The sequence below is a fragment of the Thermodesulfobacteriota bacterium genome (assembly GCA_030583865.1).
Classification (GTDB): domain Bacteria; phylum Desulfobacterota; class GWC2-55-46; order GWC2-55-46; family GWC2-55-46; genus UBA5799.
The window spans coordinates 783207-808166 of record CP129479.1 but is presented as its reverse complement, the minus strand read 5'-3'; the positions used below and the strand labels follow the sequence as shown (position 1 = coordinate 808166).

The window sequence follows — 24960 nt, the reverse complement described above, 5'->3', positions numbered from 1 at the left end:
GAGCATTTTTATTCCCGGCCTGACAAAGAGTCCGGGGAAAAGATCAACTTTTAGTGGTTGCCTTAAATCGGGGCGTGGCTCAGCCTGGTAGAGCACCGCGTTCGGGAAGATACCTGAAAGCCCGAATCGAAAAACGACCCGGCTTCAGCAAACCCAATTCCATAAGCATTCCAGCCAATTAACTTGAATCGGGCCGAGGCAACCTTAAGCGGCCTGAATCGAAAACAAGCACAAATCAAGACCGGATTGCGGCAAAATTGCGGCGGTTATCCACAGGGGGCTCGAAAGGCCCCCTGTTTTATATTTAAGGACGTCTATACACGACGGGAGGAAAAGGGGTAATGACGTAGACTCAGAAGTGCCTTAACCGAAAGACTGACTGTAAACGCAAATACTGACTAGAGCAAATAAATTACCCTTCAAATTCAAATAGCTAATAATTTTATTCGTGTTTTCGTTTCCTGTAATATCTTTGGGCCTCATCGGCATATGGAATGGAAGGTAGAGCACACATCTCCTCCCATTTACCAGCTCAGGAAATACTAGGGCCTAACGCTCAGATCGAATGACAGGCCTGTAATATCTCGACTATTCTTCTGTGTGTGGAAAGACTTATACTCATCTTCCAAGTTGACAGGGACAAGCAACTTGAACAGTTTTCTACGCTCGGTCATTCTTACGAACTTGCGCTCATCGTATGTGTTGGGCATGACAAGATAGTGAAATTGTAGGTGCCTGTCGTCGAGATGGGACTTGAACTTCTTTTCCGCAAAAATCTTGTGCACCCCCTTCTTATCAATGGCCCTGCCGATCCTGTCAACCCGACCCTCCCGTTGCACCATTCTTCCCGGGCTCCAGTCAAAATCATAATGTATGACACCGCTTGTAAACGCCTGAAGATCAACGCCCTCCTCGCAGGCCTTGCTCAGGACCAGGGCGCACGGTTCCAGCGGCCACTGGAACCGTTTCAGATCCTGCGCATTCTTGCTCGACCCGTTATAGCAAGATACCAGTTCCTTGCCGGGGAGAGCTTCGTCCCATTGCCTGAGCACTTTTTTTAGCTCTTTTTTAAAGATTCTCTCAATATCTCGCTTCGTATTCTCAATAAGGCTTTTTCTGCGCACCACGGATTTCTGATGTTTTCCATAATATAGAGCCCAGAGGTCATTAAGGTCTTCCTCGGTATATAGTAACCACCTGCTCTTATCTCCTATCCCTTCGCTTCCGAAAAGAGACTTGATATAGGCTTTTCTTTTTTTGGGGATCATGCTGCCCGAGAGCATCTTTTTCCTCAGGAACTCGATGCATGCATACTGCCCGATCATTTCCCTGAAGAGGCGCTCATAGTAGGCCTTTATATCCTCCCCGTAAAAAGAATACAGGAGAGAGTTGTTAAATCTCTTTTGCCATTCATCTATCTTACTTGTCCATGAGGCTCTCAGTTGACGCTCGTTTCTCGTAGAATAGAAAACATCCCTGAACCCTTTGACTCGTGTTCTTAATACGACACTTGCGATCACGCGCTCTAGGTTGGGCGGCGGGACTTTGCCCTTTCGGGTTTTCCCAAAAAAGCCCTCGATGGTCCTCACGCATGCGTCCCTCAATCTCTCGTGCAGCTTCCCATCCCTATGACTCACATTGTCGTTTAGCATGTCACAGAATATAATGAACTTCCTGTTCCATTTTTTGCGGTCCTGCAGAAAGCGCCTGGCGATAATACGCCCCAGCATTTCGCATTTTAGAGGGTAGTTATCGCCGACTATCTTCTTGTGCTTTTCGGTTACAAAGCTCGTAAACCTTGTCAGGTCCTGCTCAACGCGACTCTTTCGCCCATTCCTTGATTCAAAACGGTACGATAGGTACTTCGTCTGGAATTCGTACCATTTTTTCTCAAGCTTTGGGTCTTCGTTGAACAGGTGCACGTAGCATTTCGCGCTACGGTCACTGCACAGGGCACCATTGACATACTCTTCCCTTCGCTCTTCGAGTTTTTTCAGCCTCTTGTTTATGACAAAAAATTGCCTGAGCTCCTTTTCAAGCTCCCTTTTTTTAACCTTCAACTTGCCACTTTTTTCCTGTGCCCCCCTCAAGTAGCTGCCGACATCCACAACATAATCGTTCAAATCCTTAAAAACCCAATCCTCCCTGCCGAGGAAATATCCGGAAAAAAGTGTTTTCATCTGTCCAATATTTTTCTGGAACGGGGTCGCTGTCAGAAAAAGAAACTTTGGATGGTTTCTTCCTAAAACAAGGTCACTCAGGTATCTATTATTTTCAAAAGCCTGCTTAAAAGATGGCTCTTTCATGCGATGGGCTTCGTCGAATATTATGAAGCCCGTAACGGTCTTGAGTATCTGAAGCCGATTATCGTCAAGTCTTTTAAGCTTGCCTCGCGTCGTCACTATGACTGACCAGTTGGGCTTGCAATACTTTTTTCCGAGATTTTCAGTCGTATTGATGTTCTGTGTTATTGCCAGGAGCTTGTCCTTTATTTTGAGCCCATTGCCGAGCCTCTTTATGTATGAGCTGAAGTTTCCGGGCTTCGCGTAAGGCTCTATTTCCGAAATCCATTTTTGCATGACTATATCATTAGGCGCGACTATCAAAAGGGACGTCTTGTGTTTTCTGTTCAACCTGCTATCTTTAAGGTAGGGCTTCGCATTCGACATGTACGAGAAAGCAGTAAAAAGGCTCGTATACGTCTTGCCCATGCCTACGCCGTCACCGAGAACAGCGCCCCGAATTCGTTTAGTCCTTGACTTCGCGAGCAGCGCTTTGACCAAGTAGTTAGCCGTGAGGGTCTGATACTCGAAGTCCTCAGTCTTAAATATGCACTTCCTGCTCACTTGAGCATCCTGTTTTCTATGAATTTTATCTGCACCTCGGTCAAGAGCGCGTCCTTCCGGCTATCGCTATGGCGTGCCTTGTTCAGGTCAACAAAATCTTTGATCTTTTCACGGTAAACATTTTTCAACTCCTCGTCGACCTGCCGGAGCTTCCTGTCGATATGCTTCCATTCATGATAGAATCTGTCGTTCTGAGACTGGAAAACGTTCTCTGGTTCACGATCATCTAGCTCGCCGATATCTGGTCCAGTCTGTCTCGGGTCGTCGATGGCGTTACGCCTACTCCACCTAAGCCCGATGAAGGAAAAAAGGTCGGCATATTCCCGGTCCATGTCGGTCATGGGTTCCCCAAAACAGTCGCCTCGGTCATAGTTTACTGGTATAACAAAGTCTTTATGCCCCTTGCGAGACACGACAAATAACGGTCCGTCCTCGATTAGCTCCTGCCATTGCTTTCCTATGCAATTGAATGTCTCCAATGGTTTGGAGACCGAGATGACAATCTTTTTGTGGCCAGAGTTATATAGCAACTGCACTGAGTGACAACCCTTGATGAAAGGGTTGCAGTAGATATGTGCCTGGTGGCCGCTTTTGGTTTTTTCAATATCGATCTGCCATATCTCGAATTCCGGCGAGTCTTCAGGCTTAGCTCTTAATTTTATTGGCGCACCTATCTGCTCCTTGGGAGATTCGCCGACAAGCGAGCGCTTTATGGCATTCCATTCTTTCAAATTCCTTCGCTCGAGAATCATCAACTCGGAATTGCCGCCGGAGGAGGGCGTTTTCAAAAAGGCATTTACCGAAAAGTTGGCAGAACCCGAAAGTATGTAGGCGTGCTTTGTTGTCAGAAGCGCGACCAGCTTCAGATGAGACCTGTTGCTTACGTTATTTTTGAAAAATTTCACCCCGCGTTGACCTAAAAAGTTCATTGCGACATCGTTTGATGAATAGAATGATATGTCAGGCTTGTTTTTCCCCATGAAAAGACCGCGAAAATAGTCGAAGAGCTTGTAGTCGTTCTCGCAGAACTCATCCTGGTCTTCTGAATCAGTCTGGTCGAAGTGAATGGGGGAGAATATGTGTATGCTTATAAGCTGTTTTCTGGGGATGTCCTTCAGCACATCGAGAAGGCTCTTGGAATAATTGTATAAAAGCTTTCGCTCATCGTGCGCTTTAGTCTTTGTGTCTACATTCCCGAGTACTTTCTGCATGTCTTCTATTGATTCTCTGTCTCGATATGAGCTGGGGTGCAGTTCAGCGGCCAGCTTGTCAAGGTATTCATGGCAAGACCTTAGAATCGTGCCATCAAGCGTCGGCATGTGTTTTGTTAAGTAAAAATCCCTGCTATTGACAAAGAAGTGAAATAGCTCCTGGTTAACGCCGCCCCAGCCGCCTCTTGTGAGATTGGCGCTCCCGACACCTACAAGGAGGTCGGTTCCCGAGATGGCAAGAATGAACTTCGGATGAAAGACCCTCGAGCGGGCTCTAGTCAGACGTATATTGCTGCGCTCTGCCTTGACCTGGAAATTGCTGTTTGTTGAAAATGGTGAATATATTAGTAAAGTCTTGCATACCTCAGGCACCTGCCCAAACACCTCGTCTTCAAGAAACTCTCCATCCAGCTGAAAGGTCGTGACCAGAAGAAGCTTTGGCGAGGCATCTTTCGACAGCTCAAAAAAATGTTTGAGCAGTCCAATCCGCTCCCTCGGGAACGCATCCTTTTCTGTTTTTTTGGGGTGCGCCAGGGCAACCCTTTTCAGGTCTTTCGAAGGCATAATTAATGCAGGTCCTTCATGAGGCTTGCATATGGCAATAGTCTGTACCCAAAGGCTGCAGCCTTTCTGGGCACGAATGGATCTGCCGGGTTGAGTACGATCATGCTGTTTTTCAAATCAACCCAGGCCCTTTCACCCTTGATATCCATATTTCTTTTGATTAATCTGCGCAGAAGCTCTTCAATCGACGACACCGAGCACAGCTCAATAAGCTCATTGGCCCGCGATCCTGCGCGCCTTTTCTTCAAAGTAGCAGCTATCTTTCTGGCCTCCTCGAGGTGCTTTCTGACCCTCTTGATGCCCGTAGCCTGTGTCAGGCTGAGACTTTTAGCTCCTGACTTCACCTTGTCATCTTTCAAGTAGCTCACAATATCATGTAGCGCCGTGATGCTGCAGTAGACTGCACGGAGATAATGGGACATCTCGTTCGCCAAGGCGTATTTTCTGCTACCGCCACTACATCCTCTCAATCCCTCAATAGCCGCATAATCAGCCTTGTCGTCAGCCACGCCGTCGGCATCGCCAGATGAAAGATTATCTAGCTCACGAATCAAGTTGCCGTATAGAGCCCTGTGGGCCCTTCTTGTCCGTGCATTCCCTTCGGTCTCTTTATTGCCATTCACACCAGAAAAGAATATTTTCTTGTAAAGCTTCTTTTCGCTATCTGAAAGTCGTAAAAGGCTCTTTTTAACGTCAAAACCTTTTCTGGCTGTTGTCCCACGGATTTTCGATGGGGGCAAGAGTTTATTGCGGCTTTTCTGAAATTCTTTGGCGAGCCGTACTCCTTCATCGGTCAGTTCGTTCTTCTTGGTCAGCACTCCCATGCCCATCATGGTGTTCCTGTAATCACCAAAGACCGACTGCTGATAATATGGCGGCTCCATACCCCGCTTGATATTCCTGACACCCTTGTACCTGTCCTTTTTGAGATTATATTCTGTCTTAGCGAGGGCATATTCGAGCGTGTGGAAGCTGTCGGACTTCGGGTCGATGCCACCATCGATAGCCCAACAGATGAACCCCATATATCCGAAACGGGTTGTAAGGACTGATATGCCAGGCATGATTTTAGAAAGGTAGTTTCTTTCGTACTCAGCACCGAGCCCTAAAATGTCAATGGACCTTTGTGTCTCACCTCCGCATTTGGCTACAATAAACATTGCCTACTCCGCAATTAAAGATTCAAATTTTGGAAAAAATAATTCAGTAGCATCTGCCAAGTGAGCGTGATTCCGCCTAGGAGAGCAGATAAGCCGGTTAAGGCATTACGTAAGCTTCCCCGTCAAGTAGACAGTTTTAAAGTAGAGTTTCCGGCGTTGTTTTGACGATACTCCTCTGGCGTAAGGTCCCCCAAGGCATCATGGGGACGGCGCTCATTGTAGTCGATCCTCCATGCGTGGGTTCCTTCCCGCACCTCATGAAGATTACGGAACAGGTACAAGCTCAAAAACTCCTCGCGGTACGTCCTATTGAATCTCTCGACATAAGCGTTCTGATTCGGCTGCCCAGGCTGGATGTACTGGATAGCCATCCCCGCCTGTTCGGCCCAGGCAACAAAGTCGCCGCTTAAAAACTCAGGGCCGTTGTCGACCCGCAGTACTTCCGGCAAACCCCTCTCAGACCTGAGGCGCTCGAAAACCCGGGTGAGCCTCCTGCCTGTTATCGATGTATCTATCTCAACCGCAAGGCACTCCCGGTTGAAGTCGTCAATAACATTAAAGGTACGAAAACGGCTGCCGGTATAGAGGTTGTCGCACATGAAATCCGCACTCCAGACCTGGTTCGGCTGCCTTGGTATCGACAATGGCTGTTTAAAGCGCTTAGGCAGCCTTCTCTTGCTCCTGCGCTTCTGGTTGAGCCTCAAGGCGCAGTAAACACGATAGACGCGCTTATGATTCCAGGAGTGGCCTTTGCGCCTCAGGGCCTTGTGGCACTTCCAGAAGCCCCACCTGGGATGTCGTTCAATCAGGGCGTTCAGAGCCTTGATGACCTCTGCATCCCGGTCGGCGTAGACCGGCGCTCTGTAATAGGCCGCCCGCGATATGCCAATACAAAGGCAGCTGCTCTGTACCGACAATTTGTACTCGGCGACTAGATAAGTGACAGCTTCGCGTTTCTCGGGCGGCCTCAGAGCTTTTTTTCAATCAGGTCCTTCAATGCCCGGTTCTCAAGAGCCATGTCGGCGTACATGCGCTTGAGCTTGGAGTTCTCAGCTTCCAGCTCCTTCATGCGCCGGAGGTCCGAGACCTCCATGCCGCCGTACTTCGACTTCCAGTTGTAGTAGGTGGCATCCGAGATGCCGTGCTTGCGGCAGACCTCCTGAACGGGAACCCCGGATTCTGCCTCCTTGAGCACCGCTACAATCTGTGATTCAGAAAAACGCGACTTCTTCATTTCGAACCTCCCGGCTGTATTTTGCCAGAAAGCTCTACTTATCACATGTCTACTTTTAAGGGAAGCTTACGATTATCTCCTACGATTAATAGGCTCGGTGAAGATAGATTCCGTGATGAAAGATATACTATATTTTAGAGAACTATATGTAATGCTTAAACGGCAAAGGCGGGAGCTCATGGGCGATTGGCGTTGAAGTCAAAATTTCCCCAACATGGTCTGCAAATCGTAGTGTTACTGGATATCCATCAGCATAAATACACGCATTGAAATTGACCTTTGTAAGCCCTATTATGTCTCTCATAACTTGCTTCAGTTCTGCATTACCTCTACAAATCTCGATAGATAACGGATTAGGTACTTCGCGCCCTGGATATGTCTGTAAACGGGGTATATATCCTCTGGTCCATAAAAATCCCATCCTATTTGTTTTAAGAAAAGCAGTCCCTCGGAGAACTGCTTCCTGCCCAGGCCCATACATTTTTAAATTCTTGTCATCTCGTATGCGCACTCCTACGAGATTGGTTACCTTAGGGACAGCCTCTTGGAATCCTCTCCACTCTCCTTCACTGAACCGTGTCCGTCCATGAATAAAAAGTTCCTTTGGTTCAAATCCGTGTTCTCTTGTATAAGCATCCACAACCATACTCATGAGTTCGTATGCTTTTTGCTTTGGGAGATGGAATTCCTTAGTGGAATCTGAGTACCATGGGCCAACAGCTCCCTTGAATACTAATCCATCCCCAGAATCCAAAAACATCTGAGCTCCGCAACACGCATTATTTGCATCACGCGATTTCATATCTCTTTTGAAAACAATGCCAACATAACAAACTCCTTCTCGGACATTGGCAAGCTTCCAAGGGCGGCCAGAGGCTTTGAAGAAAGTCGTCGTTGTAAGATTCCATGCTAGTGTAGCTGGATCTTGAACTCTACGTAAGGGCCGCTCATCTACGACAAACTCCTCTGGTGAAAGACTGGTTTCCCGTACAATCTGCAATACTGCTTTAGTATCCAGTAGTCTTGCCTTCAGTTGGTTATGAAAATTGAGTTCGTATTTATAATATTCTGCAGCTTCGTTTTCCTCGGCAAACAATAAGGATGGCTGCTTTTGAATCTGTCGTGCTTTTTTTGCAGTCATATTGATGGCCGATAAAACACGCAAGTCTTTCGACACAACAGATTTTGGCCGCCCCAATTTGTAAATTTCCTCGGGAATTATTATAAACCAAAGGTCGATATGCGCATCTTCTTCCCTGATGTAGCGCCTAATCCGATTCTCGAAAAGTCCAACTGTCTTAAAAATTGCTTCATGCCGATCCGATAAATACAGATGGCCCAGCATTTCCTCTTCCGTAATAGTCAATTCACAGATCGGCGAGTCAGACCATTTACATCCAAAAATCGTTTTAAAACCAGGATAAGCCGTATGATGTGCCGATTCCGTCTTCAGAGCAGGAATATAACTATTTATTTTAGCAACCCACTTACGATATCTGTTGATTCCCTCTTTAGAACCTATTACGCCCACCCTTATTTCTACAGGGCTCCGAGCATCTTTTAATGGACCAAAAAACATCAAACCGTCTTTGGGATCCTCCATGGCTTGACCATGCCCAAATTCCAATCTTGGCTCCTCAATATAATACAAATTCAAATCTTTAGTCATTATGGCTTGTCCCTATTTTCAGCTTCAATTGACTCATCAGTATCAAGCGTCAGGTCGTCATTTTCTTCATCAATGTCCCATCCGAATCCTTCTGACAATTCATCAAGTTGACTATCGGTCTCATCCACCGGGACATAAGTTTTAGATAAACCACTGACTGAAACAGGCGAATTGAACAAAGCGGGTCTGGAATTTATAAAAAAGAATTGTTCTGAACCCACCTTTAATTTAATTGTTTGGTATTCATCAGATAACATCGTTGTATAAGCCAATATGAGATCCCGCCAGCGAGGATTCCACCAATTTCTGCAAAATCCTCGGCGAAGCCGGTGCATTCTTGACTGAACAGAAAATTGTGTTTTTCCATCTTCCGTAAATACGACATGTGGCCTAAGCATAAGCGTAGGTTCCTTGCCTATGGTTGGCCATCCGTCTATAGCAAAATGCCAGAAAGCCTTTCTTTTTTCACTACGGCCAACCAAACTTTTTCTTCGCTCTATGCCATTCAGATCAAAATATTTTATGACGTTATTAGACCTATATCCATTTTCAGCAAACCAGGCTTTTCGGCCGCTAGCCAGCTCATACGCACGCAGCCCTTTCATCTCCATTGTTTTATCCCAAGCAGTCCTGATTAAAAACGACAACATATGTACTGCTTCCGGTCTTTTAAGCTCAGACAGATTATGAGATTCATTATTAAGAATTGATAATACGGGTATTTGATACGCGAGTGCAGCGTATTGATCTTGCGCCAAAAAATCATTCATATCCTCACTACTGGCGAAGGTTGCCACCATGCCTTGATAATGATACAGTGGATATGTAAAAGATTGAAACCTGAGTCGTAGCACATCGTTAGGCAAGCCCACTTTATAAAAATTCAGATTCTCAGGTAATTGCATAAATTCAACATAGTTCGTCATTAATTGCTGCGGCTCTGCAACTACTTTTTGATATCCGGCACGGATGTTTTCGATCCATATAGCAATTTGCTGTGTAGATAAATCCTGTTCTCTTCCAACCTTGTCGCGCTCTAATACCTTCAAAAGCTGTCCGAAACCTTCTGCCCAATCCTTACTGAAATCGATAATATTTTTTCGCGCCAGATTAGGACTGATATCGTGGAAAGGCAGGTCATCTAACCGAATAGGAACTACGAAATGCGGATAGCTCATAGTTCGTTCAATTGAAACAGCGAGATTAACCTCATCAAGTACTCCATCTTTTTGCTGTGCCGAGCGCGTCAAAACAACAATCACTTTAGCCGCATGATTACGTATGGCATCTTCAATGTTCTTCCAAAAAACTTCTGCACCCAAAAGCTTTGTTAGATCGGACCATACTAGATAACCCAATGCACTCAAGCGCGAAACCAGCCATAATGTAAATTCATTATCTTCCGGATTCGCATGACTAATAAATATAAGTTTTCTATTCAAATCCATAATCAACCCCTCCGAGATCAACCCCACAGGCAAAAATTGTTTTTTCAGAGCGCCTTTATGAATATTTTCTGAAAGGCTACAATGCTTTAGCACTTACCTTTTTCGTCTAAGTTGCTCGATTATTTCTCGCATCGGTCGGTGTGAACACGGACGTCCGGGCGCCACCCTTTCTATCAATGTCGGTATATGGGCGCCTGGATCAAGTATTGTCGGATATAAATTTTCCAAGTGTCCTATGTGGAGTTTTTTGTTTCCGAAGTCAATTTGTTCCATCCCATTCCTTGCATTTATTTCAATCTTATAACCCAGCTCTCTGGCAACTCGAATCACTTCGCAGACAAATGCTCTTTTACTTAACATATTAAAAATCATCCTACTTACGACAGCAATTACTGTCGATTTCGTATTGTTCAGTGTAATATGGAGACGGTAGCGTCGGGTAAACTCGATAAATATGTCTAAAAACCTCTTCTGCCTTCGCGTTCACCTCATCCTCGGTATAACTACTCACAGGTAGCCCGGTATCATCGCGCCAAAGAAAATCACGGATGGCAATTCGCACTGCATCACGAGTAGATTCTTTGTCCCGCCAGTGGTCTATTCGCAGCTTCTCAGCCTTCAACCTCGCGAGCAGTTCGACTGCAACAGCCTTGATTCGCTTGATGTCAGAGGAATTCAAGTCCCGCTTCTTCAGGAGATCGAAGATTGCCAGTGATTCCTCATCGAGACCCTCACGAACAGCCCGGCTTTCTTCTTCATCGAGTTCGTTGAAAAAGCGAATTAGCGCCTCGAAAGTCCTTTCAATCGTCACCCGATCCTTCTCTCGGTTATACTCGACCACGATATCTTCGTAATGCCTTTGGAAGTCCGTGCGGAGCGGGTTCTGCTCCAGGAGCCGCTGAAGCCTCCGTTCAATGGCCTGTTTGAGGTTCTGGACGGTCGTGCGTTTGGCCGGGCTGCGCTCAAATTCCTTCCGCAATCGTTCGAAATCGATCTTGCTGATGTCGTAGACCTCGGATTCATCACCAGTTCGTTCCGGCTGCGTCTCGATGGCCTCGTCTACCACCCGGTGCAACTGGCGAATGATGTCGGTGATGTCAGCCTTCTCCCGGTCCTGCTGGAGGCTCTTGTAGACGACGTTAATAGCATCGTACTCCACACGATGCGCATTGATCCCCTTGACATTGATGCACGATTTGAACTTCTTGCAAACCTCCCGGCACATCACCTCAAATCGTTTGCGCGTCTCGTCAGTCTCGTTAGCCGCTTCCTTTGTGGCCACAATGGCCGCGTTACGCTCGAAGCCGGTTTTCGTGATAATGTCATCGAGCGAGGCGCCGCGCTCAGTCAGGAAACTCCGAACGAACGAGATGGCCTCCACCAGATCTGCCAGGAGTTCTTCTTCGGGTTTGGCCGGCTCTGTTTCACCGCCCTCGCCATGACCACTGTCCGGCTGGCCTGCGAATGTAGCCAGAGCCTTACGCAAGTTCTTGAGGATGCCGCAATAGTCGACAACAAGGCCGTTATTCTTCCCCTCGTTTACCCTATTCGCGCGGGCAATTGCCTGCATCAGCGTGTGGGCCTTAAGCGGCTTATCCAAGTAGAGCGTCGATAAACTCGGCACATCGAAGCCGGTCAGCCACATGGCGCAGACAATGGCGATTCTGAAGGGATGCTCATCCTCCTTAAACGCCTCATCCAGGGCCATGCGCTGCATGTTACGGAACTGGGGCTTCTGCCTCATGGACTCCGGCAGATCCATACCCTCTTTGATCAACCGTCGGTGCGGGGTTATGTCCAGGTCCCATCGCCGGAACTTCTCGACTTCGCCTTGCTCCTCGCTGACGACTACCGCCGTCCGTGTCTCCCGCATCCATTCGATCTGACGGCGACGGTATGCTTCCTCCTGCTCATCAGCGGCCGAACCCAGCCCGGCAGTCAATTCAGCGATACGCTCATCCCAATACTTGGTAATCAGGTTGTACATACGAACGCAAGTTATCTTGTCGATGCACACCAGCATCGCCTTGCCAGTTTCCCATGCTGTCGAGTAATGGTTGACAAAATCTCTTGCAACCTGGTTCAACCGCTTATCTGCGGTAATGATGTGGTAATCTCGTTTGAGTTCTCTTTCCAACCGCTGCTCAACATCGATATTATCGGTTTCCAGTTCTTCGAGCTTTTCAGCGATCTTTTCATTTAGATCGCCAATGGCCACGCCAAGCTTGTCTCCCCTGGCATCGTAGTAGATTGGCACGGTGGCCTTGTCCTCGACTGCCCGTTGGAAGTCGTAAGTCGAGATATAGTCGCCGAAAACGCGCCGCGTGATCTCATCTTCCTTGAATAGAGGCGTACCCGTGAATCCGATGTAACTAGCGTTCGGCAGAGCATTCCGCATATTCAGGGCCAGTGTTCCATACTGAGTCCTGTGTGCTTCATCAGTAATGACGATAACATCGTCTCTCTGCGTATAGCTCTGGTCAGGCGTTACGCCCTGATTAAATTTCTGAATAAGCGAGAAGATGTGGGATTTGTGCTGGGCAAGAAGTCGGCTCAGGTGATCGCCGCTACTCGCGCGGCATGGGTCGCGGTCATTGTCCACCACGCCGCAGCCAGCGAAAGTCTTATAGATTTGCGTGTCCAGGTCTTCTCGGTCGGTCAAGATCAGGAAGGTGAAGTTGCCACCGAGCTTGCGGTGGACCTTCCGCGTGAACATCACCATCGAATAGCTCTTGCCAGCGCCCTGTGTATGCCAGAATACGCCCAGTTTACCCTGGCGGCTCTTACGGTCACTCACCGCCTCAATGGCTCGGTTGACGCCCAGGAACTGGTGGTTGCGGGCAAGTATCTTTCTCGGCTCGCCGGAAGAGTCATCGAAGACAATGAAATTCTCCAACAGGTCAAGGAAGTTGCGCTTATCGCAGATGCCCTTAAGCAGTGTCTCCATATCCACCGCGCCCGGCTGGTCTTCGGCCAAGCGCTTCCATTCGTGAAAGTGCTCGAACCGGCTTGTCACCGACCCTAATTTCGCATCCACGCCATTGGCCAGCACGATGAAGGCGTTGTGGTGGAATAAATGCGGGACTGTGTCCTTGTAGTCCTTGAAATTCCGTTCATAAGCAGCCCGGATGTCCTTGCTGATATTCTTAAGTTCCATAAAAAGCAACGGCAGGCCATTAACAAACCCGACGATGTCAGCCCGGCGGCGGTAAAGGTCACCGCGCACCCAAAGCTCGCGAACGCAGAGAAAGTGGTTGTCCTCTGCATTATTAAAATCGAACACTCGAAGCCGTTGGCGCACTCGCTCGCCTTTTTCATTATGAAAGGTAACCTGTACGCCATCCTTGACCAGTTCGTATTTTTCTCGGTTCGTCGACAACAGTGTTTGAGTCGCCATGACTGCCACGACCTGCCGTATGGCATCTTCATAAGCATCATCCGGAAGTCCCGGATTTAGCTCTATGAGTTTAGCCCTCAAATAGCGCGTCAGCACCACCTCGCGGTCCGATATGCGTCCGAGAGTACCTTCTGGACCGAACGTCTCGGTGTTGTACGCGTAAACTGAGTCCCAGCCGAGCTTCTGCTCAAGGTACTCGGCAGCCGTTTGCTGGACGAGTGTATCTTCGCTATATTCGCCGGACATTGAATAGCTACTCCACTTTTATCCGATTTCGATCTCAACCGGCGTTACGATTCCTACTTGCGTAGCGACTGGCGTGTAAATGTCAACATTCTGTTCAGCTGTATGCAGTGACACTATGAGAGAGTACCGAGTCCTCCAATTCCATCGGCCAAGATGTGTACGCTCGCGCCACCAGCCACCCACCGGATACACTCCAATGAGGTTAGAGCCGGCGATAGTTGCAGCGTTTCCGAACCAGATATCCGAATGGATAGACCCATGGTCTCTGGCAGTCGCGCCGATCTTCCATCGTTCACTCGCGCTCGTAGTTTCAGGGGATTCACCTTCTTCCCTGGCAGCCTTGTTTATACGAATAAGTAACTCATCACGGCTCTCACCAGGTGAATTCACCTCAAATCTTAATCCATGAGAAGCATACCTGTATCTATCACGCCAGCCAATTTGGCCGGGACCGGGTTCTATAAAATACGAGAGCGTAACGCGCATCATTATCTGGGCTTCACCAAGTCCAAGTAACACACCTTGCGGCCATGGCAACTCATGAATATGCATATCACGAGTCTTAAAATTATTGCCTTCCTTGTCATATGGTTGTAGTTCTCGCTCAGCGACTAGGGTCAGACTATTCGTAGCACATCGCAGAGCACGCTCAAGATTCGGCACACCGTAACCACAGATGCGAAGGAGTTTGCCGTAACTAATTTTAGATTCATCATCAAGGAAACGCTCACGCATTGCTGGAGTCCATTCGGCAGAATGAACCATTAAAGCCCGAATTGTTTCAGGCCAGGCTTCAGGATAAGCAGCTTGAAGGCGAGCGGCCATGCGAGCTGCGAGAGCAGTTGCTGCACTGGTCATGTTATGGCCCGAGAAAAGACGGCTTATTGGCTGATAATGCGTAGAAACCAAACTAAGGTCATCGAGGTCTGAGCAGTCACCATTTGTGTCAGCGGCGGCATTTCCACCCTCCATCAAAAGGTCAGGTTTTACTGGCCACTTCTGCTCCCATGTTAGCGATGTGCTTGTGAATGGCGAAATGGAGCCAGCTGGAGCCACTGGCATGTAATCCGCGAATGCTGGGTCCTGAATTACGGTCTTTTGTGTCCAAGCTCCTACGGTCAGAGCATTCCACGCTTGGCCAGGATCGTGAACTTCATTTGTCAAAGTGGCATTTGGATAGTTTTGCCATTCATCAGGGTGGATAGTATTTCCAGCGGCCAGAATAATAAGGCGGCGATTATCGTCTTCAGCTCCAGAAGCTAATTTATCGATTTCTCCTGACCACGATGATGGTCGACCACGATCACGGTCATCAGTGGACGAAACCGCCATACAAATGATTCTGCGACGATCTGGAGCCTGTATCTCGGCTCGGCTGATGCCCTGTGCCGTAACAAACCCGTATAGATCATGTGGGTTCTGGCCGAAGCGAGGCAGGATCTTGGCCGATTCCAATCTATGTGTTACACGCACACGTCTGCCCGAGGCTAGGATGTCCTGCAAATCGCCAAATGCTGACACTCCCGCCATAAGCGTTCCATGCCGATCGTGATCATCCACGCCCCAAGCCGATTCTACTGAGTGGCAATCATCATTGTTCAACACAGGTTGGATAAGCGGATGACCATTATTAACACCTGTGTCAAGAAGACACACAACAACACCCGTATCCACCACATCCAGTCGTTCCAATAGATCTTGCACGGCCTGGGCTTGATCCACATTCGGTAGATCTAACCAGAATGCAGCTGTTTCCTTTGCCAATCTAAACTCGGCAATTTCGTCGCTTGCCTCCAGCAAATTTGCTAACTGCTCGCCATTTGCGAATATTTGGATGACAGTCCTCTCTGGAAACTCCAGTGCTCCTTCGGATGCCTCGATATCAAATTCTCTAAGTAATCCACGAAATCGACCCTCGGCATCCATAGCCTGACCAGCTTCGACGCGAATCCATGCTTCACACCAAGCCGCTTCCTCATCCGGCATAGCGGCAGTATCCTGCCAAAAAGACGAGAGTATTGCCAAACGAATATCAGCAATACTGTCTATCAAAGGTCGATTCTTAGGCTTACCTTTACGGGTTTGCTCATTTTGATACTTCTCAACTTTCCTCAAAAAATGCCCTTGTTTATTCGCGGGCACAAATACGGTCGCAAAAGTTGCCGGTTCGTCTTCACCTTCTATTTGCCGGTCTGCTACTGATAACAGCCGAATGCCTTGTTTCCTATCTTCCAAGCTCTTCGTGACAAGATCGATGCCTGGATCGCTACGGAACTCAAGATAAATCCCGGTTCGTGTCGGAAGTGCAACTGCCTTTCGCTGCTCGGCAGTCCTCAGGGCCTGCTCCCAGGCCTGGTTCAGACTTCTTCTTAGAAATCGACTGTGCAGAGACACGTCTCTTTCTGGGATAGACTTGCCTTCATATCGCCTCGGAGGACGCGTATAATTTAAGCGATCGAAGTAATCATCACTCAAAAAAATATGCTTATAGCCGACCTCAGGCATTCCTGCTTACCCCCGTTTTTTGCTATAGATCGCTTTACGATGAGCTAACATGCTCACAAGTAGTTTTTTCGTGACCTTTTTTTGTCTGGTTAACAGCACCTGCTTAATCGCGTCATCGCAGGCCCTTGAAATTTCGGCATGGCTCAGTGATTCAGCCTCATTGGCCAAGGATTCTATATTTAGTGCAGATGACATGTAACTATTAAGACGATTTTGAAGCAACTGAGCACGTTCATTCTTATCCGGCAATTCGTAATACAGCACATCATCAAAGCGCCTGAACAAAGCTGTGTCCAAAACGTCAAAGGTATTGGTAGCAGCGATAATCATGCTTTCGGAAGCATCCTGCTCGATGAATTGGAGAAATGAATTCAAGACTCTTCGCATTTCTCCCACTTCGTGTTCGCGCCCACGCTGTGTGCCAATAGCATCGAACTCGTCAAACAGGTATATTCCCGGCTCTTCCTGAATAACATCAAAAATTTGGCGTAGTTTGGCACTGGTCTCTCCCATGAATTTTGTTACTAGCTTATGCATCAAGATCGTATGCAATGGAAGATGCAGTTCTCCAGCCAATACCGAAGCTGTCATCGTCTTACCCGTTCCCGGGGGGCCAGCTAATAGTATGCGTCGCCGATTGGTCATGCCATGCTGCTTGAGCTTTTGGCGATGACGATACTCATCCAGGATGCGAGCAATTCGATAACGCAAGTCTTCATGGACGATTAGTTCGGAAAGATGCTCGCTTGGTTTGGTCTGAAGTAGCATGTCACTAAGATCACGACTGACGCTCACACCTGGCAATAGTCCGTACCGCTGTTTCGCCCTATCAACATACCTACGAATGTCATGCGCTAACGAAGCATGCCCAGCTTTTGCCTCGTGCGCAGCGATCTGAAGAGCAACGGTCACAAATCGTTCCAGATCATTTTCGAAGTGCGCTCGTATGAGAATTTTAATCTGCTCTGCTGTAGCCATTGTTATGTCCCCTCATTCACGCGTTAAAATATGCAGCGTATTTCATTGTAAGATGATTTTATGAGTGCGATATTCTTCATGCAGCGATCTCCCCATTCATCAGACGCGGCAAAAGCAAGTCGCGGGCCTTTACCAATCCAATCTGTTGTTTTTTAAGAACTCTGATTTGCTGAAGTATCTGGTAAGCAAAATCATTAAACTCCTGCGCGATAGATTTGGGAGGAATTAGGATACTCATCTGCCGGAATCGCCCCTTGCTGATTTCCTGATATGTTGATCCGCCCGCGTGCGAACGGATTTCTTCAACACGATACATCAAGTTATGAAGGAGGCACATTCTCATCCATTCTTCATTTGGAATAATATTAATAAATCCCTGGTTAGTACAAACCTCTTGATCAATCATTGCGAAAAACCCAACAGAGGCTCTGCTGGTCATCAAAATTGTATCTGGCGGCACTAGGCGCGCAGACGAAGCTTTCAAACCAGATTCAGTGATTTTTTTTTCGGTTGAGATTAGAGCTATGCAGTCATTTCTTGTCACATCAGTGGGAATGACCCAAGTTACTTCGCCTCCATCCCAATACTCAGGCTTCTGTGTTGACGGAGTGCCCCCACCGATAGTCTTGCATACTTCATCTATAATTTTCTTCTCCCACCACTCCGGCACACCATCCTTTATTTTGATGTGCTCATGACCTGGAAAGCGAAAGTAGACGAACCATTCTTTATAGAGCAGCCTCGATGCCTGCTCCAGCAACCGAATCCGCCGCTGGTTATTCTCGATTAGTTCGTCATAGGCTGAGAGAATCTCGGCAATCCGTTCCTGTTCATTGATATCAGGGACTGTGACTTTAACCCTGTAAATTCTTTCTGGTGATGTGTGACGAACCTTTGTCCCCGATGCGCTCCCGTTAATCTGTCCGCGGACGATCTCAGTATTGAATAAATAATATAAAAAGCGCTTGCTAACTTTAGATGAATCTAGAGTGTCTATCAATCCGAGTCTTTGATTATGGAGAAAACGGTCAGACTCTGGTATGAGAGCAGAACTACCAAGAAGGCCGGGACCCTGTTCGGTCATTGCAACAATCAAGTCACCTTCAGTTAAAATAAAATTCTTAGGGATATCTCCAACATAAGCCCGATCTTTATTGGGCCTTAATCGAAACCCGCCTTTCTCATTGAAGTTTCCTGGAGTAAGAACAATATATTGCCCTTCATCAGTAAAGTACTGACTTTTAAAGGCAAACCCATGTTTAATATGGATTGCATCTCCTAGCGTAAATTCCCGCCAGCTCATATCCCCATTTCCTCAAAGTTCTTCTTGATGGTAGCAGCCAGTTTGACGGCCTCGGCGTTGAGGTCTTCGAGTTCGATATGAATGTCGCGCAGGGCTTCCTCGAAATCGAAGTCCTCGTCCACTTCCTCAGGCGCGACACCCACATATCGGCCGGGCGTGAGGCTCCAGTCGTTGGCCTCGATCTCGGCTCTATCCACAAGCTTTACCAGACCCTCCACATTACGAAGCTTCGCCTCGGGAAAGCGTTCGGTCAGCCAATGGGCCTGTTTCCAGAAATATCTCACCTGCTTAAGTTGTTCGACAGCCAGTTGACGGGCCTCGTCAGCAGCCTTACGGGCGCGTGTGATCTCTCTATTGGCCCATGTATCGCTGTTGCGAGCGTCGCAATTGTTCTCACAGGTTTCGATAAACCTACAGGCGAGCTTGTAGAGCAGATCGGTCTGTTTGACGAGATCACGGCTGGACTCGGCAAGGGGCGCGAGGCGGTCAACCGCCTTTTTTAGCTCGCCATTAGTGGCCTTCTGTTTCTTCCATGCAGCCTGTTCCCCGGCCACCGCCTTTTTAAATGTCTCTACATCGGCCTTGAAGATAGGTAGCGCATCGTTCAGTTCCTTCAGTGCCTCGGCATGGGCGGCATCTTCGGCGAGGGTTTTCAGAAACGGTTGTATGGCGTCGCGCAACGTATCAAGTGAGGCGGTAAAGGCCGGTAGCGGCTCGATCGTTTCGCCATCGTCGTCCTTGCCTGAAAAACACGCGGTTCCCTCGTTGAGCATCCTATGACAATAGCCCGCCACCAAGTCAAGGTACTTGTTTGTCTGCCCCCGGTAGAGCCAGACGATAGCGAGGATGTTTTGCTCCTGCTCCGAGCTGAAATCATAAATCTTCCGCGTGACCTTTCGGTAAATGTTCCGCGCATCTATCATCAGCACCTTGTCACGGTGCTTTTCGGGCTTTGCCCGGTTGAGGAACCACAGTTCGCAGGGCACAGTGCGGGTATAGAAAAAATTGGACCGGATGGCGATCATGAGGTCGACATCGCCGGTTTCAACGAGCTTCTGGCGCACCTTGGCCTCGTCGCGGCCGGCGCTTGACGCCTGAGACGACATAACGAAGCCCGCACGGCCCGTTTCACCAAGGTAACTATAAAAATAACTTATCCAGATATAATTGCCGTTCGAGACCTTGCCTTTCTTGTTCACTCCGGGCAGGCTAAAGGGCAGGCGGGGGTCGTTCTTGACCTTGTCGGCGTCGATCTCATCGACATTGAAAGGCGGATTTGCCATTACGAAGTCGGCCTTGCCGAGGAGCTCATGCGGGTCTTCGTAATAGGTAATGGCCTTCTGGATGTCGCCTTCCAGTCCGTGGACCGCAAGGTTCATCTTGGCCAGACGTATGGTCGTGGCGTTTTTCTCCAGACCTCGGAAAGTGAGCTTGTCGGTGGGACTTTCGTGCTGCCGCTCGACGAAACGAGCGCTCTGCACGAACATACCACCTGAGCCGCAGGCAGGATCCAAAACTGTACCGCCACCTGGCTCAAGCACATTGGCGATAAGTGAGACCAGCGAGACTGGCGTAAAGAACTCACCCCCATCGTGGGCCTTCTGATCGGCAAACTGGGTAAGGAAGTATTCATAGATTCGGCCAAACACATCACCGGAGACACGTTTAAGTTCGTCAGGATTGAGCGTGCGCAGGAGCTGACCGAGCACGGCATTGTCCAGCTCCTGGTATTCACTCTTGGGCAGGACTCCACGAAGGTTCTCGTAGTCGCTTTCGATGGACTCCATGGCCTCGATGACGGCCTTTGCGCGATCGTCGCTATCCTTAAGACTGACGAGGGTGTCAAACTGGGCCTTAGGCTGAAGGAAGATCGCGCTTTTCTGCGAGAAGTCTGCCTTGGTCAGGGCTCGCGTTTTGCCGCCACGCTGAGGGAGATTTGCTTCAATATCGTCCTTGACAGTGAGAAACCGGCTGTAGGCGTGCCGAAGAAAGATCAGGCCCATCACGGGCAGGAAGTATTCATTGCTCGCGTAGTTGGAGTTCGCCCGAAGCGTATCCGCCGCGTTCCAGAGACGCTTTTCGATAGCTTCTATATGTTCCAGTTGGGTCATGGGTCGCCTTCCTATTCGCGATACTATTTCTGAGGCTCTAAAATGAAAAGATATTAGAGCCTTACGGCTATTCACTACATATTTCAGACCCTTTAGGAAATGGCCCTATATTAGCAAATACCCCCGTTTTTTTCGAGAAGAAAAAGGCTTTTCAAGTTGTTTGCTGATTAGATATAAAGAATGAGTTTGAAAGGCGAGCGCAGGTGCCCTAATGACTGGACAGACGGGCAGCAAAAAATTGGGGCGTTCACGAGCGAACGCCCCGCATTATTAATCATTTAGCAGCTCAAAAGGCCGAGCTATGGAATCTATGCGCATGAAAAGGACACTACTGTTTTTGCAAACCGGTTTAAAACCAAAAGACACCCAGGACTTATAATATTCCCTGGCAGCCAAACAAGCTTCCTGATCATCTTTATCCGTATCAGGTAAACATATTATTATCATTCCATTCCTGCAAGTACATATAGCCTCAACGACTGTACTCAATATGAGTTTTTCCAAACCCTTTTCATCGTATTCGGGGTTTAAACATATATCGTCAACATATAAGATATTTTCAAAACGTGTTATGCCCGCTTTCTTTATGGCATTTACATATTCCCCGTTCTTATCAATAAGCGACATATATATATCATAGATCTTCTGACTGATTCCATCCACCATATAGATAATATCCATATCACGACAATTCATTTCCTCAACTCTAATCAATTTCACATCTGCCTCACCTATCTCAAATTCAATGTCTTCTTCAACATCATAAGCAGAAATCTTGATCCTGTAGTCAGTAACAAAATTAGTCGGCTCAGATTTCGAAGCTCGATTCTTGAAAGATATATCGAGTTCAATCGTGTCTACATCCAATTTCAAATCTGTATCCTTCTTCATAATCCTGCCTCCATCTGTTGTTTTTAAACAAAATTTATTTTGATAATTTCACTCTTGCTAGTATATAATATCAGTCAGCTCAGGGTAACTTTCTGAAACGTTCTGGCGCCGTAGTAATAAGATACTGAGGGGGGACCGCAAGACTGGCAGTCTTGAGGTCAGGGGGTGAAGGCACATTGGTTATTTTATTTAAAAATCAATACATTACTCCAATATCAGCACCCACCTTTTTTGTCGGTTGTATCCAAATCGGTATCTACCTTATCCAACACCTCGACGCCACTCCGTAAGCTTTCAGTCCAATGATGGCTATATCTTTGAGTTGTCCTTAAATCTTTATGGCCTAGGAGCTTGCTTATTTTGTAAAGGTCAATTCCTGCTTGCGTAAGTCTGGTTGCAAATGTATGGCGCAGATCATGGAATCTGAAATCATCAATCTTAATTCGCCGAACAACTTTTGAAAAAGCTCTATAAAGATTTCGCCTCGAAATTTTTGTTCCGGTCTCGCTTGTAAAGACATAATCCCTGCCGATATGATTTCTTATTGACTTTCTTTTAAGGAGATCGAATGCTTTCCGATTCAAAGGAATGGTTCTCTTTTCACCGTTTTTAGATTTCATCACTGTTACCGTTCTCCTGAAAAGATCAACAGTAGTCCACTGAAGAGAAAGGATTTCATCCTGACGCATCCCGGTATTGAGGGCAAAAACAACCACCTCCTGAAGCCAATAGCGCGGCTCCGTCTTGTTTCCCTTAATAGTCGGATAAAGGACACTTTTCTCTATCAATCTCTTCTCCTCATCCAGGCTTAACCATCTATCCCTTTCGTTTCTAATTTTTTCCCTTGAGACCTTCTCAATCGGATTTATATGACACCATTCCCATTCCTTAATGGCTAATTTGAAAGCCTTATTTAAAAAGGTAAGCCGCTGATTAATGGAAGCCGGAGATAATTTTTTTTCTCTACATACATCTTTATACGATGATATTAGGCTCGGAGTCACATCAACCAAGCGAGTATTTCCGCAAAATGCCTTTATCTCTTTAGACATACTTGAATCGTTTTTAACTGTATTAGAAGATTTATGATACGAAGCATAATCTTTAATAAATTTGTCCAATAGCTCGCTTACAGTTTTGTTAACAGCAACCGACATTCCAAACCAATGAGCCTCGACTATTTCCGAGCGTATCTTCCAATAAATTCGTTCAGCTAATTTTTTGTCCCGCGATTTAGTAGACCTCTGTATTAGTTGGCCTTTACTCATAAATTTGAACCACCATATATTCCCGCGCTTAAATAATCCCATGGCGCACCCATTACATATATCAGCATCAATTTTAAGGGTATTTTCCATCCAATACCTATATTCTAATCCTATTAGCATTGAATTGTCAATATTTCTAAAGGCAATGCCTTGTTCAAAAAGCTTGCACAAAAATACATTATTACCCTATAAATTTAGGGGGCCCAAATGACCAAAAAAGAGCTATTCGGGATAAGAGTAAAAAGTTTAAGAGAAAATCGAGGCTGGACTCAGGAATTCATGGCAGAAAGAATGAATATCAGTCCTAATTATTTGAGCAGTATCGAGCGTGGCAAAGAAAACCCTACCTTTGACCTACTTATAAGGCTTGCAGATTCATTAGAAATTGATGCGTGGGAACTGTTTGCTTATGAGCACGAAGAAAATCCTGAGGAATTGAAAAAAGCATTGGAAAAAATACTGAAGAACTTTGACGAAGGCAAAATTCGGCTCGCGGTAAAACTTCTTAAAGCTATGACACGATAAAGTGATTTCAGTTTTACTGCAACTATAGGGGTTATCAAACTTTGATTCTAACTACATTTATAAATTCAGAACAGATGTACCCCCATTCAGCTTTTTAGGCCAAAGAGAAAACCTCACCGCGGATCTTAAATTAAATACCTCCAAAACTCCCCTTTTTCCGACCATTTTTATTTCAGCCCCTCTCGTATAATTACTCCTGCCATGGAGAAATGGCGAGTTCTTGTCAGCGGGGTTGCAAATGATCACAAGGGAATTTGATGTAAGACAGATTGAGCTACAACGGCTCAAAAAAATGTATGACATCAAAGATATCTGCAAAAAGGCCGGAGTTTCCTTTGAGGCTTGGCAGACATTGATGAAATTCAGAGGGCGCAAAACCAAGACCCGGACCATTGTACGAATCCTTAAGGCCCTTGATTTGCCAATCGAAAGTGTTATCATCTTTTTGGATAACTTGCCGAATGAGCCGCGTCCAGGGAAGGAGGTTGACCCATAATGGGCGTGAGGTTCAAAAAGGGCTCATATGAAGCAAGCGTAATGATTAATAGGGTCCGCAGAACCAGGCGGTTCAGCTCTAAGCGTCACGCGGAATCATGGATTGCGGATATGAAGCTCCGCAAGGAACGCCATGGTCTGGGGTTCGCGAGCAAGATAAGTATCTCGGAATTCATGCGCGAGTTCCTGCCGTATTTCAAAGACCACGCTTCGCATAATGGCTATGTCCGGATGCTGCTGTCGATGGACCACTTCCGGCAGCATATATCCAGAATTGAATTCCTGGAAAAGATCACCCCGTCGGTGATCGAAGCCTATAAGCGATCCAGGAAGGCCAGGGTCTCTGAGAATACGGTAAACCGGGAGCTCTCGGATATACGGAGCATGCTCAAGTACGCGGTCTCAAAGAAGTACCTGGTCGAGAACCCTGTAAAAGAGGTCAAGTTCTACAAGGTTAAGACCAAAAGGCTTCCCCGCTGGCTCCGGGATCACGAGATAAGGACGCTTCTGGCCCTGGCCACTGACTCCATGTGGGCGTTTATCGTCGCGGGGATCAATTTGGGGCTGAGGAAGATGGAGCTCGTGATGCTGGAATGGGTCGATATAGATTTCGAGGACAAGATGGTTTACGTCAGGAACAAGCCTGAGTATAACTATCACACGAAGAACTATCAGCCCCGGACGGTTCCGCTGAACGAGGACGCCTATAATGCCCTGCTGATCCAGAGGGACAGGGTGGCCGGCACGAGCGGGTACGTCTTCCCGAACGAGATGGGGAAACCGAGGAAAAATAATTTGCTTCGGAACCTCAAGGTATGCTATAAGAGGGCCGGAATCACGGATGCGGACATACATTCCCTCCGGCATACCTTTTGTACCCAGCTCGCCCGGAAAAACGTGCCTGTCCAGAAGATCATGAAGCTCGCTGGTCATCTTGACATCGAGACGACAATGATTTATGTTAATCTGGTTAAGGAAGACCTGAGGGAGTCGGTAGACAAGCTGGATTTTGGATTGGGCTTTTCGGAATTGCGGCAAAATTGCGGTACAACTTCCGAAAATGTGATTCAGGGGCGTTTTTCGAGGCCGTAAGTACTTGAATTTGTTGA

Annotated in this window: 16 protein-coding genes; 3 read left to right on the top strand and 13 right to left on the bottom strand. The window is 47.3% G+C overall.

Translation table 11 applies throughout. The annotated features are described in order from the left end of the window. Nucleotides 1-542 precede the first annotated feature (542 nt). The 13 genes from QY316_03795 to QY316_03735 all read right to left on the bottom strand — a co-directional run bounded on the left by QY316_03795 (nt 543) and on the right by QY316_03735 (nt 22921). Nucleotides 543-2846 carry a DEAD/DEAH box helicase family protein gene (locus QY316_03795; protein ID WKZ33539.1) on the bottom strand — a complete coding sequence of 768 codons (2304 nt, stop codon included), beginning with the start codon at nt 2844-2846 and terminating at the stop codon, nt 543-545. Beyond that, nucleotides 2843-4621 (bottom strand): hypothetical protein, encoded by a 1779-nt coding sequence (locus QY316_03790; protein WKZ33538.1) that lies wholly within the window; start codon nt 4619-4621, stop codon nt 2843-2845. Before QY316_03790 ends, QY316_03795 begins: the two co-directional genes overlap by 4 nt. A gap of 2 nt (nt 4622-4623) precedes the next feature. Then, entirely contained in the window at nt 4624-5781 is a 1158-nt protein-coding gene (locus QY316_03785) for a hypothetical protein (protein ID WKZ33537.1), read from the bottom strand. A gap of 122 nt (nt 5782-5903) precedes the next feature. Further along, nucleotides 5904-7015 (bottom strand): IS3 family transposase gene (locus QY316_03780; GenBank protein WKZ33536.1). Its coding sequence is split into 2 segments (ribosomal slippage): nt 5904-6754 and nt 6754-7015, totalling 1113 coding nucleotides; the frame shifts between segments, so codons are not numbered across the junction. Nucleotides 7016-7157: 142 nt separating this feature from the next. Then, the gene (locus tag QY316_03775) at nt 7158-8684 is read right to left on the bottom strand and encodes a hypothetical protein (protein WKZ33535.1); all 1527 of its coding nucleotides are present in this window, start codon (nt 8682-8684) and stop codon (nt 7158-7160) included. Then, nucleotides 8684-10132, bottom strand: a complete 1449-nt coding sequence (locus QY316_03770; protein ID WKZ33534.1) for a toll/interleukin-1 receptor domain-containing protein — start codon at nt 10130-10132, stop codon at nt 8684-8686. The genes QY316_03775 and QY316_03770 overlap by 1 nt, the downstream gene beginning before the upstream one ends. Before the next feature lie 373 nt (nt 10133-10505). Next, the gene (locus QY316_03765; protein WKZ33533.1) at nt 10506-13775 is read right to left on the bottom strand and encodes a type I restriction endonuclease subunit R; all 3270 of its coding nucleotides are present in this window, start codon (nt 13773-13775) and stop codon (nt 10506-10508) included. Between the two features lie 18 nt (nt 13776-13793). Continuing rightward, entirely contained in the window at nt 13794-16280 is a 2487-nt protein-coding gene (locus QY316_03760; protein WKZ33532.1) for a S8 family peptidase, read from the bottom strand. Between the two features lie 6 nt (nt 16281-16286). Further along, nucleotides 16287-17258, bottom strand: coding sequence for an ATP-binding protein (locus QY316_03755; protein WKZ33531.1), 972 nt, complete (start codon nt 17256-17258; stop codon nt 16287-16289). Between the two features lie 76 nt (nt 17259-17334). Continuing rightward, nucleotides 17335-18561, bottom strand: coding sequence for a restriction endonuclease subunit S (locus QY316_03750; GenBank protein ID WKZ33530.1), 1227 nt, complete (start codon nt 18559-18561; stop codon nt 17335-17337). Next, nucleotides 18558-20672 carry an N-6 DNA methylase gene (locus QY316_03745; GenBank protein ID WKZ33529.1) on the bottom strand — a complete coding sequence of 705 codons (2115 nt, stop codon included), beginning with the start codon at nt 20670-20672 and terminating at the stop codon, nt 18558-18560. Before QY316_03745 ends, QY316_03750 begins: the two co-directional genes overlap by 4 nt. 270 nt (nt 20673-20942) lie before the next feature. Continuing rightward, a complete protein-coding gene (locus QY316_03740; protein ID WKZ33528.1) occupies nt 20943-21563 on the bottom strand; it encodes a hypothetical protein in 621 nt (206 codons plus the stop codon). 215 nt (nt 21564-21778) lie between these two features. Further along, complete coding sequence (locus QY316_03735; protein ID WKZ33527.1) at nt 21779-22921, bottom strand: tyrosine-type recombinase/integrase; 1143 nt, start codon at nt 22919-22921, stop codon at nt 21779-21781. 117 nt (nt 22922-23038) lie between these two features. On the opposite strand from QY316_03735, the gene QY316_03730 reads away from it, so the two are divergent. The 3 genes from QY316_03730 (at nt 23039) to QY316_03720 (ending at nt 24943) form a co-directional block, all read left to right on the top strand. Beyond that, nucleotides 23039-23356 carry a helix-turn-helix transcriptional regulator gene (locus tag QY316_03730; GenBank protein ID WKZ33526.1) on the top strand — a complete coding sequence of 106 codons (318 nt, stop codon included), beginning with the start codon at nt 23039-23041 and terminating at the stop codon, nt 23354-23356. Nucleotides 23357-23594: 238 nt separating this feature from the next. Further along, the gene (locus tag QY316_03725) at nt 23595-23852 is read left to right on the top strand and encodes a hypothetical protein (GenBank protein ID WKZ33525.1); all 258 of its coding nucleotides are present in this window, start codon (nt 23595-23597) and stop codon (nt 23850-23852) included. Next, the gene (locus tag QY316_03720) at nt 23852-24943 is read left to right on the top strand and encodes a tyrosine-type recombinase/integrase (GenBank protein ID WKZ33524.1); all 1092 of its coding nucleotides are present in this window, start codon (nt 23852-23854) and stop codon (nt 24941-24943) included. Before QY316_03725 ends, QY316_03720 begins: the two co-directional genes overlap by 1 nt. Nucleotides 24944-24960 lie beyond the last annotated feature (17 nt).

Coding starts and splice junctions, on each gene's coding strand:
- QY316_03790 (WKZ33538.1), bottom strand. CDS start 4,621: ATGCCTTCGAAAGACCTGAAAAGGGTTGCCCTGGCGCACCCCAAAAAA.
- QY316_03785 (WKZ33537.1), bottom strand. CDS start 5,781: ATGTTTATTGTAGCCAAATGCGGAGGTGAGACACAAAGGTCCATTGAC.
- QY316_03775 (WKZ33535.1), bottom strand. CDS start 8,684: ATGACTAAAGATTTGAATTTGTATTATATTGAGGAGCCAAGATTGGAA.
- QY316_03770 (WKZ33534.1), bottom strand. CDS start 10,132: ATGGATTTGAATAGAAAACTTATATTTATTAGTCATGCGAATCCGGAA.
- QY316_03765 (WKZ33533.1), bottom strand. CDS start 13,775: ATGTCCGGCGAATATAGCGAAGATACACTCGTCCAGCAAACGGCTGCC.
- QY316_03760 (WKZ33532.1), bottom strand. CDS start 16,280: ATGCCTGAGGTCGGCTATAAGCATATTTTTTTGAGTGATGATTACTTC.
- QY316_03755 (WKZ33531.1), bottom strand. CDS start 17,258: ATGGCTACAGCAGAGCAGATTAAAATTCTCATACGAGCGCACTTCGAA.
- QY316_03750 (WKZ33530.1), bottom strand. CDS start 18,561: ATGAGCTGGCGGGAATTTACGCTAGGAGATGCAATCCATATTAAACAT.
- QY316_03745 (WKZ33529.1), bottom strand. CDS start 20,672: ATGACCCAACTGGAACATATAGAAGCTATCGAAAAGCGTCTCTGGAAC.
- QY316_03740 (WKZ33528.1), bottom strand. CDS start 21,563: ATGAAGAAGGATACAGATTTGAAATTGGATGTAGACACGATTGAACTC.
- QY316_03735 (WKZ33527.1), bottom strand. CDS start 22,921: ATGGAAAATACCCTTAAAATTGATGCTGATATATGTAATGGGTGCGCC.
- QY316_03730 (WKZ33526.1), top strand. CDS start 23,039: ATGACCAAAAAAGAGCTATTCGGGATAAGAGTAAAAAGTTTAAGAGAA.
- QY316_03725 (WKZ33525.1), top strand. CDS start 23,595: ATGATCACAAGGGAATTTGATGTAAGACAGATTGAGCTACAACGGCTC.
- QY316_03720 (WKZ33524.1), top strand. CDS start 23,852: ATGGGCGTGAGGTTCAAAAAGGGCTCATATGAAGCAAGCGTAATGATT.